14 protein-coding genes and 1 pseudogene are annotated in these 16,633 nt (G+C 65.9%); 3 read left to right on the forward strand and 12 right to left on the reverse strand.

The genetic code is table 11. From position 1 onward, the window contains the following. Positions 1–5: 5 nt before the first annotated feature. From lgt to YWC_RS0109600, 3 genes are all read right to left on the reverse strand, one after another. Positions 6–815 (reverse strand): prolipoprotein diacylglyceryl transferase, encoded by an 810-nt coding sequence (lgt, locus tag YWC_RS0109590; protein ID WP_027865165.1) that lies wholly within the window; start codon positions 813–815, stop codon positions 6–8. A 4-nt stretch (positions 816–819) separates the two neighbouring features. Beyond that, positions 820–1,713, reverse strand: a complete 894-nt coding sequence (locus YWC_RS0109595; RefSeq protein WP_027865166.1) for a LysR family transcriptional regulator — start codon at positions 1,711–1,713, stop codon at positions 820–822. Between the two features lie 75 nt (positions 1,714–1,788). Then, positions 1,789–2,019 carry a TIGR04438 family Trp-rich protein gene (locus YWC_RS0109600; protein ID WP_027865167.1) on the reverse strand — a complete coding sequence of 77 codons (231 nt, stop codon included), beginning with the start codon at positions 2,017–2,019 and terminating at the stop codon, positions 1,789–1,791. Positions 2,020–2,193: 174 nt separating this feature from the next. Between YWC_RS0109600 and YWC_RS0109610 the strand changes: the two genes are divergently transcribed. Beyond that, the gene (locus YWC_RS0109610) at positions 2,194–2,502 is read left to right on the forward strand and encodes a c-type cytochrome (protein ID WP_027865168.1); all 309 of its coding nucleotides are present in this window, start codon (positions 2,194–2,196) and stop codon (positions 2,500–2,502) included. A gap of 92 nt (positions 2,503–2,594) precedes the next feature. Here YWC_RS0109610 and YWC_RS0109615 read toward each other — a convergent pair whose 3' ends face one another. The 9 genes and pseudogenes from YWC_RS0109615 to folD form a co-directional block, all read right to left on the reverse strand. After that, a complete protein-coding gene (locus YWC_RS0109615) occupies positions 2,595–3,317 on the reverse strand; it encodes an SIMPL domain-containing protein (protein ID WP_027865169.1) in 723 nt (240 codons plus the stop codon). Positions 3,318–3,416: 99 nt separating this feature from the next. Then, on the reverse strand, positions 3,417–3,965 hold the full coding sequence (locus tag YWC_RS33685; protein ID WP_229413068.1) for a hypothetical protein: 549 nt from the start codon (positions 3,963–3,965) through the stop codon (positions 3,417–3,419). 37 nt (positions 3,966–4,002) lie between these two features. After that, positions 4,003–4,983: pseudogene (locus YWC_RS33690) on the reverse strand (FAD-dependent oxidoreductase); the annotation flags it as partial. Between the two features lie 81 nt (positions 4,984–5,064). Then, positions 5,065–7,227, reverse strand: a complete 2,163-nt coding sequence (locus tag YWC_RS0109630) for an NHL repeat-containing protein (RefSeq protein ID WP_027865172.1) — start codon at positions 7,225–7,227, stop codon at positions 5,065–5,067. A gap of 121 nt (positions 7,228–7,348) precedes the next feature. Then, positions 7,349–7,882 carry an REP-associated tyrosine transposase gene (locus tag YWC_RS0109635; protein ID WP_027865173.1) on the reverse strand — a complete coding sequence of 178 codons (534 nt, stop codon included), beginning with the start codon at positions 7,880–7,882 and terminating at the stop codon, positions 7,349–7,351. A 38-nt stretch (positions 7,883–7,920) separates the two neighbouring features. Continuing rightward, positions 7,921–8,328 carry a DUF2486 family protein gene (locus YWC_RS32755; protein WP_051306361.1) on the reverse strand — a complete coding sequence of 136 codons (408 nt, stop codon included), beginning with the start codon at positions 8,326–8,328 and terminating at the stop codon, positions 7,921–7,923. After that, the gene (locus YWC_RS0109645) at positions 8,325–8,750 is read right to left on the reverse strand and encodes a DNA polymerase III subunit chi (protein WP_027865174.1); all 426 of its coding nucleotides are present in this window, start codon (positions 8,748–8,750) and stop codon (positions 8,325–8,327) included. Before YWC_RS0109645 ends, YWC_RS32755 begins: the two co-directional genes overlap by 4 nt. A 42-nt stretch (positions 8,751–8,792) precedes the next feature. Next, positions 8,793–10,898 carry a M3 family metallopeptidase gene (locus YWC_RS28960; RefSeq protein WP_211238959.1) on the reverse strand — a complete coding sequence of 702 codons (2,106 nt, stop codon included), beginning with the start codon at positions 10,896–10,898 and terminating at the stop codon, positions 8,793–8,795. Between the two features lie 18 nt (positions 10,899–10,916). After that, on the reverse strand, positions 10,917–11,825 hold the full coding sequence (gene folD / locus YWC_RS28965; RefSeq protein WP_051306362.1) for a bifunctional methylenetetrahydrofolate dehydrogenase/methenyltetrahydrofolate cyclohydrolase FolD: 909 nt from the start codon (positions 11,823–11,825) through the stop codon (positions 10,917–10,919). Positions 11,826–12,196: 371 nt separating this feature from the next. On the opposite strand from folD, the gene aceE reads away from it, so the two are divergent. Together aceE and aceF are read left to right on the forward strand one after the other, a co-directional pair. Further along, entirely contained in the window at positions 12,197–14,908 is a 2,712-nt protein-coding gene (aceE, locus tag YWC_RS0109660) for a pyruvate dehydrogenase (acetyl-transferring), homodimeric type (protein ID WP_027865175.1), read from the forward strand. A gap of 78 nt (positions 14,909–14,986) precedes the next feature. Beyond that, entirely contained in the window at positions 14,987–16,633 is a 1,647-nt protein-coding gene (gene aceF / locus YWC_RS0109665; RefSeq protein ID WP_027865176.1) for a dihydrolipoyllysine-residue acetyltransferase, read from the forward strand.

The following is a 16,633-nucleotide window of genomic DNA, read 5'->3' on the forward strand; positions in this document are numbered from 1 at the left end:
GCTACTTAGGCGTGCGCCGCGCGCCCGTTCGGCTGGCGATAAGCCCAGGCCAGCATGACCAGGGCGCCGACGATCATCGGCAGCGACAGCACCTGGCCCGAGGTGATCGGCATGCCGAGCACCGTGGTTTCCCAGTCCGGCACGCGGAAATACTCGGTGATGAAGCGCGCGCAGCCATACAGCAGGGTGAACATCGCGCCCACCGCCAGGCGCGGGCGCTGCTTGCGCGCATACGGCCACAGGATCAGGAACACGACGATCCCGTCGAGCAGCATCTGGTACAGCGGCGACGGATGGCGCGGGCCTTCGACGCCCGGCCACAGCATGGCCCAGGGCAGGCTCGGGTCGGCCAGGCGGCCCGGCAGCTCGGCGTTGATGAAGTTGCCCAGGCGGCCGGCGGCATACCCGAGCGGCACCATCGGCGCGATGAAGTCGTACACGTCGAGCAGGTTGCGCTTGCTCTTGCGGGCCCACAGCGCCATGGCGATCAGCACGCCCAGGAAGCCGCCGTGGAAGGACATGCCGCCGCGCCAGACCATGAAGATCTCGAGCGGATGCTGGAGGAAGTAGAGCGGCTGGTAGAACAGCACTTCGCCCAGGCGTCCGCCCAGCACCACGCCGAGCATGCCGTAGAACAGCATGTCGTCCAGGTCCTCGGCCTTCCAGCCCTGCGCGGCGATGTGCGGCTGGCGGATGCGCACCCGGCCCAGGATCAGGAACAGGGCGAAGGCCACCACGTACATCAGGCCATACCAGTGGATCTGCACCGGTCCGATGGCGAAGGCAATGGGATCCGGCTGCGGGTGTACTAGCATCGTTTTACTCTTTCTCGATTAAATCCAGGAAGCCCCTGAGCACGGGCGAGGCGCTGTCGCGGCGCCAGGCCAGGCCCGTTTCGGCCAGCGGCGTCGGGTCGGCCAGGGCACGGTATTCTACGCCCGCGCGCATCAGGTTCGACACGGATTGTGGCACAAGTGCCAATCCCATGCCGCCGGAGACCAGGCTGACGATGGTCTGCATCTGCAGCGCTTCCTGCCCGATGACGGGGGTGATGCCGGCCGCGCGGAAGCACGACAGGATGGCGTCGTACAGGGCGGGCGCGGCGGCGCGCGGGAAGATCACCAGCGGCAGCGAAGGCAAGTCGCGCAGGCGTACCGGTCCGCTACCCTTGAGCGCATCCAGCCCGGCGGGCGCGCACAGGATCAGCGGCTCTTCCAGCACTTTCCTGTAATCGAGGGTCGTGCCCGCCTGTCCCGGCAGGGGCGGGATCACGAACCCGGCGTCGATCCGCCCGTCCAGCAATTCATCGGCCTGCACGTCGGACGTCGCTTCGCGCAGCACCAGCTGCACGTCCGGGAAGGCGGCGCGGTAGCGCTGCAGGATGGCGGGCAGCACGCTGTAGTCGGCGGTCGAGACGAAGGAAAGGGTCAGGCGGCCGGCCCTGCCTTCGGCGGCCCGGCGCACCAGGTCGGGCAGGGCGCCGGCGTCGCCCAGCAGGCGGCGCGCCTCGGGCAGCAGGGCGGCGCCGGCGGCGGTGAGCGCCACCTGGCGGCGGTTGCGCAGGAACAGCGGGGCGCCGAGCAGCTCTTCCAGCCCGGCGATGCTTTGCGAGAGCGGCGGCTGCGTCATGTGCAGGCGCTCGGCGGCGCGGCCGAAATGCAGTTCTTCGGCGACCGTGACGAAATGGCGGAGCTGGCGGAGTTCCAGGTTCATTGATACGCGCAGTGTATGGATTGGACTCGGTGATATGCAAAACATATCACACTATCCGGTCCGACTCTTGCTGTATCAGGTCTTCCTGCGTTTGGAGAAGGCTTGCTTCACGCGGGTCGCGCGGTGATGGTCCAGGACCTTGTGTTCCTTTTTCTTGTCCAGCCCGAGCGCCTTTTCGATGAACTCGAACCAGACGAAGGCGAACACCATCAGGCCGACGATATACCACCACGACAGGTCGGCGAAGCGCCAGACGTCGAAAAAGCGCAGCCCGCAGAGGGCGACGATGGAGAGGATGAGCGGCATGGATGACTCCTTCGGCATGCATATTACAAAGAAAAATTATTTCCGTGTGGAAAAATCTTTCCTCATGTCGGAATTCATCAACATTCGGTGTTACGGTCGTTACAGAGTGTATCGACCCATGAAGCTTTGGCCAATCCACGGTAGAATGCAGTCGTTATAAACCAGGAGAAACAAATGAAACGCTCGTTGTTGTTGTGTGTGGTGATGTCGGCCTTCGCGTCCAGCGGCGCGTTTGCACAGGCCGACCTGGCGAAGGCCAAGAATTGCATGGCTTGCCACGCGGCAGCCAACAAGCTGGTTGGCCCGTCCTACAAGGACGTCGCTGCCAAATACGAGGGCCAGAAAGGCGCCGAGGACAAGCTGGTGCAGAAAGTGATGAAGGGCGGCGCGGGCGTCTGGGGTCCGGTGCCGATGCCGGCCAACCCGCAGGTGAGCGAGGCCGAAGCCCGCAGCCTGGTGAAATGGGTGCTGGCGACCAAATAAGCTGGTCCCGACGATAAAGTGAGCCGGTCCAGTGGACCGGAGAACGCGCGCCTGTGCGAACATGGCGCGCTTTTTGTTTTTCTGGGCAGTGCTTATTTGCCGCCGATCCGGTAGATCACGTCGACCGACTGCGCCAGGCGGATCGCCTGCACCAGCGCCATTTCCGTGCGCGCGCTGCGCCGGCCACCGCCGCCCCCGCGTGCGTTCGAATCGCTGGACATGCCCATCGCATTCGACAGGTTCTTCAGCGGCCCGATCGACACGCCGGTCGCCGTTCCCAGTTTGGCGCCAATGCCGCGCGCGATGTCCTTCGCCTTGAGCCTGGCCATGCCGATCGCCTGCTGGAGCAGGTCCGCTTCGACCTTCTCGCGGTCGCTGCGGTTGAAGGAAACCGCCAGCGATTCGAGGTCCTTCATGACGAGCAGGGCGCGCATGATGGGCGTCCACCCGTCCAGGTTGCGCACGGTGACGTGCAGGGAGACCCGGGTTTCCATCGGCAGCGGCTGGCCCTCGGGCAGGACCTCGACCTTGCGCGGGCGGCGCACGATATCCTGCACGAGCACATCTTCCGGCGCGATGCCGTTCTCGGCGAACAGCGCGCGGCTGGCCTCCAACCTGTCGTTGACGAGCTTCCAGGCGGCGTCGGCATCGGGTTCGAGCGACACGATGTCGATGTCGATCTCGCCGACGTCGGGCATGATGTACTGGTCGGCGGTCGCACTGACGTGGATGAAGGGATGGTTGGGCAGGTCGGCCGCCATGCCGGGCAGGGCGGCGGCGGCCAGCAGCAGGGCGGCGGCGAATCGTTTCAGCATGCGAAGCACTCCGTGATCGATGAGGAATGCCTCGACAATAGATTAGCTAGACATCTATGTCTACATATTTCGCTCTTGGCCTGAGCACTTATGCGGAATTCATAGAACAGCCGGTCTAGGCATGCACACGCGGAAGCGCCCGTAGTCGAGGTCGCAGAAATAGTCTTCCAGCGCCTGCGCCGAGGCGCCCGGGTCGCACAGCGCCACGTAGCCGTCCGGCCGCAGCAGGTAGCCGGCATTGCGGCAGAAGCCGGCCTGTTCGTGTTCCGCTCCCCATTCGAATTCGCGCAGGATCATGCCGTGGCGGTCGCACCAGGCGCGCAGGTCGGGGTAGGCCTGGCCGTAGACGTGCACCTGCCAGTCGATCCGGGCCGGCGGCGCGTAATTGTCGACCTCCCCGCGCACCACCCAGGGCAGGCGGTCGCCGCCATGCACGCGGCCGGCCACGCCGCTCGACAGCGGGCTGTCGTGGTAGCTGATCGTGGTCTGCGACAGGATCCGGAAGATCATCTCGCGCACCGGCTTGACCCCGTAGGCGGCGCTGGCGAAGGTCGGAGCGATGCGGGTGCGCACGAAGTCGGCGAAACCGCTCTCCGCCGTGACGAAGCTGAACAGGCGGTCGGGTGGTGTCGACCAGCTTGCGGGCAAAGGCGATGCGTTCCTTCTCGTAGGTGTCGAGCAGGCTGTCGGGCGCGTCGCCGCGCACCACCGCGGCCAGCTTCCAGGCCAGGTTGATGGCGTCGCCGATCCCGGTGTTCATGCCCTGGCCGCCGGCCGGGCTGTGCACGTGCGCGGCGTCGCCCAGCAGGAAGGCGCGCCCCTTGCGGTAGTGGTCGCTCACCCGGTGATGCACGCGGTAGGTCGAGAACCAGTACACCTCGTCGACCTCCAGCCCGAGGCTGGCCATGGCGCGGTGGCTGACGTCCTTGAAGCTGAGGGCGCCGGCCGCATCCCCGCGCTCGTCGCCGCTTGTATCACGTATCGTGCCCACCAGGCGTCCGCGGCCCCGGTCGTCGTAGCCGAGGAAGATGACGAAGTCCGAAGTCTCGAGCGACAGGTGGATCTCGCCATTGGCGGCCTGGCCGCGCGACTGCACGTCGGCGACGTAGAAGATGTGGTCGTAGGTGCCGCCGCCGAAGCCGGTGCCGAGCTGGCGCCGCACGAAGGAGCGGGCGCCGTCGCAGCCGGCCAGGTAGCGCGCCTCGACCTGCAGGTCTGCACCGCCGGCCTGGCGCAGGCTGGCAAGGACGTGGTCTTGCTGCTCTTCGAATCCGGCCAGCTCGGTGCGGCGGAGCACCGAGACCCCGGCGGCCTCGAGGTGGCGCACCAGAAGCTGCTCGTGCGCGTCCTGCGGGTAGATCAGCACGTAGGGGTAGGGCGTCAGGCGCGCGCCGGCGTCGCGCAGCGACAGCTGGGCGCGGCGCTTGCCGCGCACCCACAGGTTGATGCAGGGATTCGGACGGCCCGCTGCGGCCACCTCGTCGGCCAGTCCGAGCGGCCGGTACAGCTCCAGCGTGCGCGCCTGCACCGCCATCGCGCGCGAGGTCGTGCCCGGCCCCTCGGCTTGGTCGACGATGCAGACCCGGATGCCCTGTTTTGCCAGCGCGAGCGCCAGCACCATGCCGGTGGGGCCTGCGCCGGCGATGAGTACGTCGTATCGGTCCATGATGACCTCCTGTCGCAAGCGTCATCTTGCTCGGATGTCGCCGCGGCGTGAATGTTCCGCGGCCCGATTTTCAGTATAGGTTTACTCGATGACGAGGGCCAGGTCGCGACCTTCCAGCGCCACCTGGCCAGCGTAGTCGGCGGCGTAGATGCGCAGGATGTATTCGCCCGGCGCGACGTCGCCGAGTTGCCAACTGCCGGTCTCGACTTCGCCATCGCGCAGGCGGCTGTGCAGCGCATAGGCGAACTGGGTGGCCTTGCTGCCGTACACGGTGATGCCGCTGTTGGGCGCATAGACGGCCTTGACCGCGTCCGGGTTGCGCGGCAGGCGGTCGTAGACCTGCGTGATCAGGGGGCGCTCATGGCCGGGCACGGGCGTGCCGTCGGCGCGCAGCAGCTGGTAGCCGAGCTTGTACAGGCCCAGGCGGCGCCGTGCCAGGTTGCCGTCCACCTGGTCGTAGGCGTCGACCACGATGTTCACCTCGCCCAGCGAGCGCGGCACGCGCAGGCGCTTGTCCAGCACCGGTTGCTTGCGGGTCCCGGTTGGCGGCCGCAGGCGCTTGCCCGCGCTGCCGAACAGGGCGATGCTGTTGATGCGCGGCGCGACGGTATCGGTGAAGCCGACGAAAGGAAGGCTGAGCGGATTGACCACCGCGCCGCCCTGGTAGTAGTCGAGGTGGACGTGGGCCATCGCATTGATGGTGCCGAGCGGGTCGCCCACGGCGAAACGGGTGCCGCGCGGTACGCGCACGCGCTCGGCCTTGCCGCGCGCACCCAGCATGACCTGGAAACGCGGATCGAGCGGCCGGCCGCGGGTGTCGCGGCCCACGCGCATGTGGATGTACGAGAGCGGGCCCACGCTGATGCCTTCGCTGAGCGAATCGAAGCCCCAGTTGGCGTACGGGTCGGAGACCTTGGACGGGAATACCGCCAGCACCTTCGCGCCGACGTCGGCGCGCACGTCGAGGCCGGCGTGGAAGTGGTCGCGGCTGTCGCCGTTGTAGCTGCCGCGCACCTCGCCCATCACGCCGACCACCTCGTGCACCATGTCCTGCGGGCCGACCGGCCATGGCATCGGTTCCTTGCGCGCGACCGCCACCGGCTGCGGGCGGACGGGCGCGACTTCATCGGGGTGCGGGCTCGCAAGGCGGTGCAGGCGGTGGGCCTGGGCATCGGCCACCACCAGGCTGCCGTCGCGCTCGACCGCGATGCCGCGCGGGCCGTAGAGCTGCACCGTGCCGTCGGGGCCGAAGCCGTCGTTCGAGGCCGGCACGTCGGCATCCGGCAGCGGACGGAATTCGCCTTCCGGGGTGAGCTGCAGGATGCGCCCGCCCGAGCTGGCGGCGATGTACAGGTAGCCGTCGCGAGTAAGCGCCAGCCCGACCGGACGGCGCAGCGGCGCACGGCGCTCGCCCTCGGCGGGGGCGGCGATGGTCGTGACCGACCCGTCGGTCGCGATGCGGCGGATCGCGTTGTTGCCGGTGTCGGCCACGTAGAGCGTGCCGTTGGTAGTCACCGCGAGGGCGCTCGGGGTGTCGAAGCTTGCCGCTGCCGCCAGGCCATCAAGCAGGCCCGGCTTGCCGCTGCCGGCGATGGTCGTCACCGTGCCGTCGCGGCCGATGCGGCGGATGCGGTCGTTGTAGGTGTCGGCCACGTAGACGATGCCGGCATCGTCCACCGCCAGGCCGACCGGGCCGTTGAACTGGGCGGCGCGGCCGATGCCATCCAGCTCGCCGCGCGTACCGTTGCCGGCCAGCGTGGTCACCGTGCCGTCTTTCGCAATCTTGCGGATCGCATGGTTGCCGGTGTCGGCCACGTAGAGGTTGCCCTCGTGGTCGAAGGCCAGCGCGGACGGAGTGTGGAAGGCGGCCGCCGTCCCTTTGCCGTCGACGAAGCCTTCCTTGTCGCCGGCGAAGGTGGCCACGGTGCCGTCCGGCGCGATCGTGCGGATGCGGTTGCTGTTGCCGGCATCGGCCACATAGACCTTGCCGTGGCTGTCGAGGGCGACGCCGAATGGGTCGTCGAAGCGGCTGGTCGCGGCGGGGCCGTCGACCGCGCCGGGAATGCCGTCGCCGGCCAGCGTGGTGACGCGGGCGGGCCAGAAGGGCAGCGTCTTCGCCGCCTTCGGCGTGAATACGGCCAGCGCGCCCGGCTGGCGCTCGATGGTATCAGTGAAGTAGAGGACGGCGCCGGCAATGGCGACGCCTGCGCCCGCAAGCGCCGCGATCAGGATCTTTCGGTTCACAAGGGCCGGATGGTGAATTGCAGAGCCTGCAATCTTAGCGGATACCTGTGAACCATGTTGCACGTAGGGTGGTCGGCTTCGCCGACCGCGCGTTCAACTCAAGGATGCGTTGTCGCGAGGCTTATTCGAACTCCATGCCTTCACATGCTGGATTGCCTCCCCAATCCCTTGTATACGCTCCGGCACGCACATGCCGCTCAAACGTCGAATACGGCCATTGCGATGCGCCTGTTACCAGTCCGTGCTTTACAGGGTTGAAATGGATGTAATCCACGTGCCGTTCCATATCGATCTCATCCCGGATCTGGTGTTCCCAGAATCGGCGTTGCCAGATAGAGCCAGCGCCACGGTGTTGGCGCGATCGCGACAGCGTCATCGGATACAAGCGATTGCAGGTGGATGAAACGTGATGTTTGATTTGCGACCAGCGGGACGAGAAATCGGTATCGTCGTCGGGAAGCGTCCAGATGCAGTGCAGGTGGTCCGGCATCAGGACCATCGCATCGGTCGTGAATGGCAGGCGGGTACGCACGCGTTCGATGGCGTGGCGCAGGGCGGTGCGAACGGCATCGTCGCAGAGGATGGGGCGGCGGCGGTGTGTGACGACCGTGAAAAAGTAGGTCGAGCCGGTCAGCGAGCGGCGGTAGTAGGGCATCGGCGCATGTTACGTTGGCGCCGAAACCCCAATGTGTGTCAGATCAAAGGGGAGTTGGACGCGCGGACGGCGGAGCCGTCCACCCTACGGAGGTGTTCAATCTCGCGGGTGACGGCCTGGCTGACGATCTCCCCCAAGGCTTCATGCAGCCCTGCGCGCAGGTCGGCGGTGAAGCTTTCCAGGGTGCGCTGCATGGCGTCGGCCATGGCGTCGCGCACGCGCTGCTCGAGCACGAAGTCGACCCGGCCCTGCAGTTGCTGCAGCACGCGCTCGGTGACGCGGCGCTCGAGCACGCTCCATTCCTCGCCGGTCCAGCGTTCGTTGGCGCGGCGTTCCAGCTGTTCGGCGACCGGCTCCGCGGCAGGGGCAGGCGTGGGCGTGACCGGTTCGGCCACGACTTCGGTCAGTACCGGGATGCTGGGGTCGAAAGGGGCGTTCTGGCTCATGACTGTCCTGCGACGAAGTGGGTCAGGGGATAGTTCTGCTTCTTGTAGGCGACGTAGCGCCGGCGCCCGGCGGCGGCGTCGTCTTCGTCGATCGAGATGATCTCGAACACGCGCGCAAACTGTTCCAGTGTAGCGGGCGTGCGGCGGGTGAGGTTGACCAGCATCTCATGATGGGGCAGCCCCACGCTTTCATCAAAGGTGACGATGACCGGCGTTTCGTTCGCCAATGCGTCGCCGGCCGGCACGTGCGGGATGAAGTCGGTATCCGATACCGTCCACAGGGCCGTGTTCAGCGCCTCGGCCTGCGCGGCGTCCTCAGCCAGCAGCACCACCTTGGCCTTCGCGGCATAGGCCTTGCGGGCGAGGCGGCAGGCGTAGGCCAGCTTGTCGGGGATGTTGGTATGGAAGTCGATACGCGTCATGTGCTTGTAAAAGAAATGGGCGGCAAGGCCGCCCCTGGAACATCAGGCGCTCGCGCCGCTCTGCGCAGTGCCGGCCTGGATCATGCCGCTATGGCGCAGCAGGGCGTCGATCGAAGGCTCGCGGCCGCGGAAGGCCCGGAACGATTCCAGCGCCGGGCGCGAACCGCCCACCGCCAGGATCTCCTGCTGGAAGCGCTTGCCGGTCTCCTGCAGCTGGCCCGACTCCAGCGCCTCTTCAAAGGCCGCATAGGCGTCGGCGGACAGCACCTCGGCCCACTTGTAGCTGTAGTAGCCGGCCGCATAGCCGCCCGAGAAGATGTGGCCGAAGGAGTGCTGGAAGCGGTTGAAGGACGGCGGGATCAGCACCGCGAACTGCTTGCGGATGTCGTCGATCAGGTGCTGCACGGTGCGCTCGGCTTTCGGGTCGAAGTCGTAGTGCAGGTGCATGTCGATCAGCGAGAACTCGACCTGGCGCAGCGTCATCATCCCGGACTGGAAGTTCTTCGCCGCCAGCATCTTGTCGTACAGCTGGCGCGGCAGTGGCTCGCCCGTCTTCACGTGCGCGGTCATCTGCTGCAGCTTGTCCCACTCCCAGCAGAAGTTTTCCATGAACTGCGACGGCAGCTCCACCGCATCCCATTCCACACCCGAGATGCCCGACACCGACAACTCCTCGACTTCGGTCAGCATGTGGTGCAGGCCGTGGCCGAACTCGTGGAACAGGGTGATGACTTCGTCGTGCGTGAACAGCGAAGGCTGCTGCTTGCCATCGACGACGGCCGGCGGGGTGAAGTTGCAGGTCAGGTAGGCGATCGGGGTCTGCACGATGCCGCCCGTGGTCAGGCGGCGGCCGCGCGCGTCGTCCATCCAGGCGCCCTGGTTCTTGCCTTCGCGCGCATACAGGTCGAGGTAGAACTGGCCGACCAGCTGGCCGTCGCGCTCGATGCGGAAGAAGCGCACGTCCGGATGCCACACCGACGCCTCGTCCGCCTTGATCTGCACGTTGAACAGCTCCTGGATGACCGTGAACAGGCCTTGTACGACCTTCGGCTCCGGGAAGTATTCCTTCACTTCCTTCTCGGAGAAGGCATAGCGCTGCTCGCGCAGCTTTTCCGAGGCATAGGCCACGTCCCAGGACTGCAGATCAATGATGCCCAGCTCGTCGCGCGCGAAGGCGCGCAGCTCTTCCAGGTCCTTCTCGGCGAAGGGACGGGCGCGGCGCGCCAGGTCTTCGAGGAACTCGACCACGTGCTGCGGGCTCTCGGCCATCTTCGGCACCAGCGAGACCTCGGCGAAGTTGGCGTACTCCAGCAGCTGGGCTTCTTCATGACGCAGCTGCAGCAGCTTGACGATGTTGGCGGTGTTGTCCCACTCGGCGGCCTTGCTGAACATGGTGCCGGCATCCGAGGCCTTGGTGCTGCTGGCGCGGTAGATGGTTTCGCGCAAGGCGCGGTTGTCGCAGAACTGCAGCACCGGGTAGTAGGACGGGAAGTGCAGGCTGAACTGCCAGCCGGCCTTGCCGTCCTTCTCGGCCGAAGCGCGCGCGGCGGCCTTGACGTCGTCCGGGATGCCCGACAGCTCTTCTTCGTTCTCGACCAGCAGCTTGTAGTCGTTGGTGGCGTCCAGCACGTTCTGCGAGAAGCGGGTGGAGGTCGCGGACTGCTGTTCCTGGATCTCGGCGAAGCGTTCCTTTTTATCGTCCGGCAGTTCGGCGCCGCCCAGGCGGAAGTCGCGCAGCGCGTTCTCGACGATGCGCTTGCGCGCCGGGCTCAGGCTGTCGTACTCGCTGCTGGCGCGCAGCATCTTGTACTTGGCGAACAGCGCCTCGTTCTGGCCGATCGAGGTCCAGAACTCGATGACCTTCGGCTGGTTCTCGTTGTAGGTGGCGCGCAGCTCGGGCGTGTCCGCCACGTGGTTCAGGTGGTTGACCACGCCCCAGGCGCGGCCCAGGCGCTCGGTGGCTTCCTCGAGCGGCACCACGAAGCTGTCCCAGCTCACGCTGTCGCCGGGCGCTTCCAGTTTGGCCACGACCTCGGCCGCATCCTTGATGAGTTGCTCGATGGCCGGCGTCACGTGCTCCGGCTTGACCAGGTCGAACCGGGTCAGGCCCGAGAAATCGAGGAGGGGATTGCTGGTGTCGATGGTCATGGCTTTCCTTTTAAAGATTCAGGCCACGCCGGGCTTCGGTTCCATTCCCGTTGCCTGGCTGGGGCAGTGTTGGCTACTGGAGTGCACGCGTTCGGCGGACTCCACGGTGTTCATCAACAGCATGGTGATCGTCATCGGACCGACGCCGCCCGGCACCGGGGTGATGTGCGAAGCGACTTCGCGCACGCCGGCATAGTCCACATCGCCGCACAGCTTGCCGGCGTCGTCGCGGTTCATGCCGACGTCGATCACGACGGCGCCCGGCTTGACCATGTCTGCAGTCAAGGTGTTGCGGCGGCCGACGGCGGCCACCACCACGTCGGCCTGGCGGGTATGGTAGGCCAGGTCCGGCGTCGCGCTATGGCAGATGGTGACGGTGGCGTTGGCTTGCAACAGCAGCAGGGCCATCGGTTTGCCGACGGTGTTCGAACGGCCGATCACGACGGCGTGCTTGCCGCGCAGGTCGATGCCGGTGGTCTCGATCAGCTTCATGCAGCCATACGGGGTGCAGGGGCGGAAACCCGGCAGGTTGGCGACCAGTTCGCCGGCCGACAGCACCGAGTAGCCGTCGACATCCTTGGCTGTCGCGATCGCTTCGATGACCCGGCTCGGGTCGATGTGCTTCGGCAGCGGCATCTGCACCAGGATCCCGTGGATGCTCGGGTCGGCGTTGAGGGCCGCGATGCGGTCCAGCAGGGCCTGCTCGCTCAGGTCGGCGTCGTACTTTTCCAGCACCGAGTGGAAGCCCACGTCGCCGCAGGCCTTGACCTTGTTGCGCACGTAGACGTGGCTCGCCGGGTCCTCGCCGACCAGGATGACCGCCAGGCCGGGCTGGCGGCCGCTAGCGGTGAGTTTGGCGGCGCGCTGGGCGATCTCGCCGCGCAGTTGTTGGGAAAGGAGGACTCCGTCGATGTTCTGGGCAGGCATGGGTAGGCTCACGGCTAGGCAAAAATGAAATTATAAGGCCGCCATCCGTATCGCGCGCCGCACCCGTCCAGGCATTGTCATATTTAGGCGCTCAAATCGCTGAGTATTCGCGGCTTTCTGCCAAAAGGAGGAGCCCGGTCCAGCGCATCGGCGCGGCGCTTCGTTATAGGCTTGATAAGCAGCTTCACTAGGGGAAATTGTGCACTCGCAGCATGAGATTTCACTATATGAAACCACATATCGCAATTTGAAAAAGACCGAACCCACTGGTAGAATCGAAGAGTTTATTTTCAGATATTTGAAATTTCACCAAATCGCCACCAGCCATTTCACAGGATAGGTCGGGGCGCCAAATCTTAGGAGACGCATTAATGTCAGCTCAACTCGACCAGTTGACGGCACAAGCTGCCAACGACCCCGACACCATCGAAACCCAGGAATGGCTGGATGCGCTGGAGGCGGTGATCGAACATGAAGGCACCGAGCGCGCCCACTACCTGATGGAGCGCATGGTGGACCTGGCGCGCCGCCGCGGCGCCCACATCCCGTTCTCCAGCAATACCGCCTACGTCAACACCATCCCGGCCCACCTGAACGTGAACTGCCCGGGCAACCTGGAATACGAAGAGCGCCTGCGCTCGTGGATGCGCTGGAACGCGATGGCGATGGTGGTCAAGGCCAACCGCGCCGACGGCGACCTGGGCGGCCACATCTCCTCCTTCGCCTCGCTGGCGAACATGCTGGGCATCGGCTTCAACCACTTCTGGCACGCCCCGACCGAAGAGCACGGCGGCGACCTGCTGTACATCCAGGGCCACTCCTCGCCGGGCATCTACGCGCGCGCTTTCCTGGAAGGCCGTATCACCGAAGAGCAGCTGCTGAACTTCCGCCGCGAAGTCGACGGCAAGGGCCTGTCGTCCTACCCGCACCCGAAGCTGATGCCGGACTTCTGGCAGTTCCCGACCGTGTCGATGGGCCTGGGCCCGCTGATGGCGATCTACCAGGCGCGCTTCCTGAAGTACCTGCACGCACGCGGCATCGCCAACACCGAGAACCGCAAGGTCTGGGTCTTCTGCGGCGACGGCGAGATGGACGAGCCGGAATCGATGGGCGCGATCGGCATGGCCGCGCGCGAGCGCCTCGACAACCTGGTCATGGTCGTCAACTGCAACCTGCAGCGCCTGGACGGTCCGGTGCGCGGCAACGGCAAGATCATCCAGGAGCTGGAAGCCGACTTCCGCGGCGCCGGCTGGAACGTGGTCAAGGTCATCTGGGGCTCGCAGTGGGATGCGCTGCTGTCGAAGGACAAGGATGGCATCCTGCAGCGCGTGATGATGGAAACCGTCGACGGCGAATACCAGAACTACAAGGCCAAGGACGGCGCCTACGTGCGCAAGCACTTCTTCGGCAAGCACCCGGAGCTGCTGAAGATGGTCGCCAACATGAGCGACGACGACATCTGGCGCCTGACCCGCGGCGGCCACGACCCGCACAAGATCTACGCCGCGTTCAAGAACGCCCAGGAGAACAAGGGCACCCCGACCGTGCTGCTGGTGAAGACCGTCAAGGGCTTTGGCATGGGCAAGTCGGGCGAGGCGCGCAACACCGCGCACCAGACCAAGAAGCTGGACGACGCCGCCATCCGCGAAATGCGCGACCGCTTCGCCATCCCGATCCCGGACGACAAGCTGGCCGAGATCCCGTTCTTCAAGCCGGCCGACGACGCGCCGGAAATGCAGTACCTGCACGAGCGCCGCAAGGCCCTGGGCGGCTACCTGCCGCAGCGCCGCGCCAAGTCCGATGAAAACCTGGTGGTGCCGGCACTCGAGACCTTCAAGTCCGTGCTCGAGCCGACCGCGGAAGGCCGCGAGATCTCGACCACCCAGTCCTACGTGCGCGTCATCACCAGCCTGCTGAAGGACCCGAGCATCGGCCAGCGCATCGTGCCGATCCTGGTCGACGAATCGCGTACCTTCGGCATGGAAGGCCTGTTCCGCCAGATCGGTATCTTCAACCAGCAGGGCCAGCTGTATGAGCCGGTCGACCGCGACCAGGTGATGTACTACCGTGAAGACAAGGCCGGCCAGATCCTGCAGGAAGGTATCAACGAAGCGGGCGGCATGAGCTCGTGGATCGCCGCGGCGACCTCGTACTCGTCGAACAACCGCACCATGATCCCGTTCTACACCTTCTACTCGATGTTCGGCATGCAGCGCGTGGGCGACCTGGTCTGGCTGGCCGGCGACATCCGTGCGCGCGGCTTCCTGATGGGCGGCACCGCCGGCCGCACCACGCTGAACGGCGAAGGCCTGCAGCACGAGGACGGCCATAGCCACATCATCGCGGCCACGGTCCCGAACTGCATCCCTTACGACCCGACCTTCGGCCATGAGGTGGCGGTGATCATCCAGGACGGCCTGCGCCGCATGGTGCAGGAGCAGGAAGATGTGTTCTATTACATCACCATCATGAACGAGAACTATGTCCACCCGGGCCTGAAGCCGGGCCAGGAAGAGGGCATCCTGAAGGGCATGTACCTGCTGCAGGAAGGCGCTGCGATCGAAGGCGGCAAGGACAGCGCCAAGCGCGTCCAGCTGATCGGCTGCGGCACCATCCTGCGCGAGTCGATCTTCGCGGCAGAACTGCTGAAGAACGACTGGGGCGTCGATGCGGACGTGTGGTCGGCCCCGTCGCTGACGCTGCTGGCTAGAGACGGCCAGGATTGCGAGCGCTGGAACATGGTGAACCCGGACGCCGAGCAGCGCGTGCCCTACGTGACCTCGCTGATGCAGAACACCGCCGGCCCGATCGTTGCGACCACCGACTACATGCGCCTGTTCGCCGAGCAGATCCGCGGCTTCATGCCGAAGGACCGCACCTACAAGGTGCTGGGCACCGACGGCTTCGGCCGCTCGGATTCGCGCGTCAAGCTGCGCGAGTTCTTCGAGGTGAACCGTTACTACATCACCGTAGCGTCGCTGCGCGCACTGGCCGACGAAGGCAAGATCGACCGCGCCGTCGTGAGCCAGGCGATCCAGAAGTACGGCATCGACCAGAACAAGCCGAATCCTGTGACCCAGTAAATGCTCGAAGCCGCCGCCCTTGCGCACGCAGGGCGGCGGTTCAGGCGCTAACTCAAAGAATAATTTGGAGCTAACACTATGAGCATTGTGGAAGTCAAAGTCCCCGATATCGGCGACTTCAAGGAAGTGGAAGTCATCGAGCTGATGGTCAAGCCGGGCGACACCATCAAGGTCGACCAGTCGCTGGTCACCGTCGAGTCGGACAAGGCCAGCATGGAAATCCCGTCGAGCCACGCCGGCGTCGTGAAAGAAATCAAAGTCAAGGTCGGCGACAAGGTTGCCGAAGGTTCGCTGGTGCTGCTGCTCGAGGAAGCCGGCGGCGCCGCCGCTGCGCCTGAAGCTGCCGCACCGGCTCCGGCACCTGCCGCCGCCGCACCGGCCGCCGAAGCCGCACCGGCGCCGGCCGCTGCCCCTGCCGCATCGGGCGGTATCGTCGAAGTGACCGTGCCGGACATCGGCGACTTCAAGGAAGTCGAAGTCATCGAACTGATGGTCAAGCCGGGCGACCAGATCAAGGTTGACCAGTCCCTGATCACGGTCGAATCGGACAAGGCGAGCATGGAGATCCCGTCCAGCCACGCCGGCACCGTCAAGGAAATCAAGGTCAAGGTGGGCGACAAGGTCGCCAAGGGTTCGCTGGTGCTGCTGGTCGAAGCGACCGGTGGCGCGCCGGCCGCCGCGCCTGCAGCCGCTGCCCCGGCCCCTGCCGCAGCCCCGACCGCCGCAGCTGCGCCTGCTCCTGCAGCAGCCGCTCCGGCGCCTGCCGCAGCCGCCCCAAGCCAGGGCGTGACCGGCTCGAAAGCCCACGCTTCGCCGTCGATCCGCAAGTTCGCCCGCGAACTGGGCGTGGACCTGGCGCGCGTGCCGGGCACCGGCCCGAAAGGCCGCATCACCCAGCAGGACGTGCAGAACTTCGTCAAGGGCGTGATGGCTGCCGGCCCGACCGCCTCCGCACCGTCGAAGGGTGGTTCCGGCGGCGGCATGGAAGTGCTGGCCTGGCCGTCGCTGGACTTCTCCAAGTTCGGCCCGACCGAGACCGTGGCCCTGCCGCGCATCAAGAAGATCTCCGGCCCGAACCTGCACCGCAACTGGGTCATGATCCCGCACGTGACCCACTTCGAGGACGCCGACGTCACCGACCTGGAGCAGTTCCGCGTCGATTCGAACGCCGCGCTGGCCAAGCAGAAATCGACCGTCAAGCTGACCATGCTGGCCTTCGTGATCAAGGCCTCGGTTGCGGCACTGAAGAAGTTCCCGCAATTTAATTCGTCGCTGTCGGAAGACGGCGCCAGCCTGATCGTCAAGCAGTACTACAACATCGGCTTCGCGGCCGATACCCCGAACGGCCTGGTGGTTCCGGTCGTGAAGGATGCCGACAAGAAGACCATCTCGCAGATCGCCGTCGAAATGGGCGAACTGTCGGCGCAGGCACGCGACGGCAAGCTCTCGCCAGCCGCGATGCAGGGCGCGACCTTCACCATCTCCTCGCTGGGCGGCATCGGTGGCACGGCCTTCACGCCGATCATCAATGCACCGGAAGTCGCGATCCTGGGCCTGTCGAAGTCGGCGATGAAACCGGTGTGGGACGGTTCGACCTTCCAGCCGCGCCTGATGCTGCCGCTGTCGCTGTCCTACGACCACCGCGTGATCGATGGCGCCGGCGCCGCGCGCTTTGCCGCCTACCTGGCGGACGTGCTGGCCGACCTGCGCAAGACCCTTCTGTAA

Source organism: Massilia alkalitolerans DSM 17462, assembly GCF_000427785.1.
In the GTDB taxonomy this organism is placed as follows: domain Bacteria; phylum Pseudomonadota; class Gammaproteobacteria; order Burkholderiales; family Burkholderiaceae_D; genus Telluria; species Telluria alkalitolerans.

What these genes read in the sequence shown, in the direction of transcription:
- YWC_RS28960 (WP_211238959.1), bottom strand. Translation starts at nt 10,898, where the DNA reads ATGACCATCGACACCAGCAATCCCCTCCTCGATTTCTCGGGCCTGACC.
- YWC_RS0109595 (WP_027865166.1), bottom strand. Translation starts at nt 1,713, where the DNA reads ATGAACCTGGAACTCCGCCAGCTCCGCCATTTCGTCACGGTCGCCGAA.
- YWC_RS0109600 (WP_027865167.1), bottom strand. Translation starts at nt 2,019, where the DNA reads ATGCCGCTCATCCTCTCCATCGTCGCCCTCTGCGGGCTGCGCTTTTTC.
- aceE (WP_027865175.1), top strand. Translation starts at nt 12,197, where the DNA reads ATGTCAGCTCAACTCGACCAGTTGACGGCACAAGCTGCCAACGACCCC.
- lgt (WP_027865165.1), bottom strand. Translation starts at nt 815, where the DNA reads ATGCTAGTACACCCGCAGCCGGATCCCATTGCCTTCGCCATCGGACCG.
- YWC_RS0109645 (WP_027865174.1), bottom strand. Translation starts at nt 8,750, where the DNA reads ATGACGCGTATCGACTTCCATACCAACATCCCCGACAAGCTGGCCTAC.
- folD (WP_051306362.1), bottom strand. Translation starts at nt 11,825, where the DNA reads ATGCCTGCCCAGAACATCGACGGAGTCCTCCTTTCCCAACAACTGCGC.
- YWC_RS0109615 (WP_027865169.1), bottom strand. Translation starts at nt 3,317, where the DNA reads ATGCTGAAACGATTCGCCGCCGCCCTGCTGCTGGCCGCCGCCGCCCTG.
- aceF (WP_027865176.1), top strand. Translation starts at nt 14,987, where the DNA reads ATGAGCATTGTGGAAGTCAAAGTCCCCGATATCGGCGACTTCAAGGAA.
- YWC_RS32755 (WP_051306361.1), bottom strand. Translation starts at nt 8,328, where the DNA reads ATGAGCCAGAACGCCCCTTTCGACCCCAGCATCCCGGTACTGACCGAA.
- YWC_RS0109635 (WP_027865173.1), bottom strand. Translation starts at nt 7,882, where the DNA reads ATGCCCTACTACCGCCGCTCGCTGACCGGCTCGACCTACTTTTTCACG.
- YWC_RS0109610 (WP_027865168.1), top strand. Translation starts at nt 2,194, where the DNA reads ATGAAACGCTCGTTGTTGTTGTGTGTGGTGATGTCGGCCTTCGCGTCC.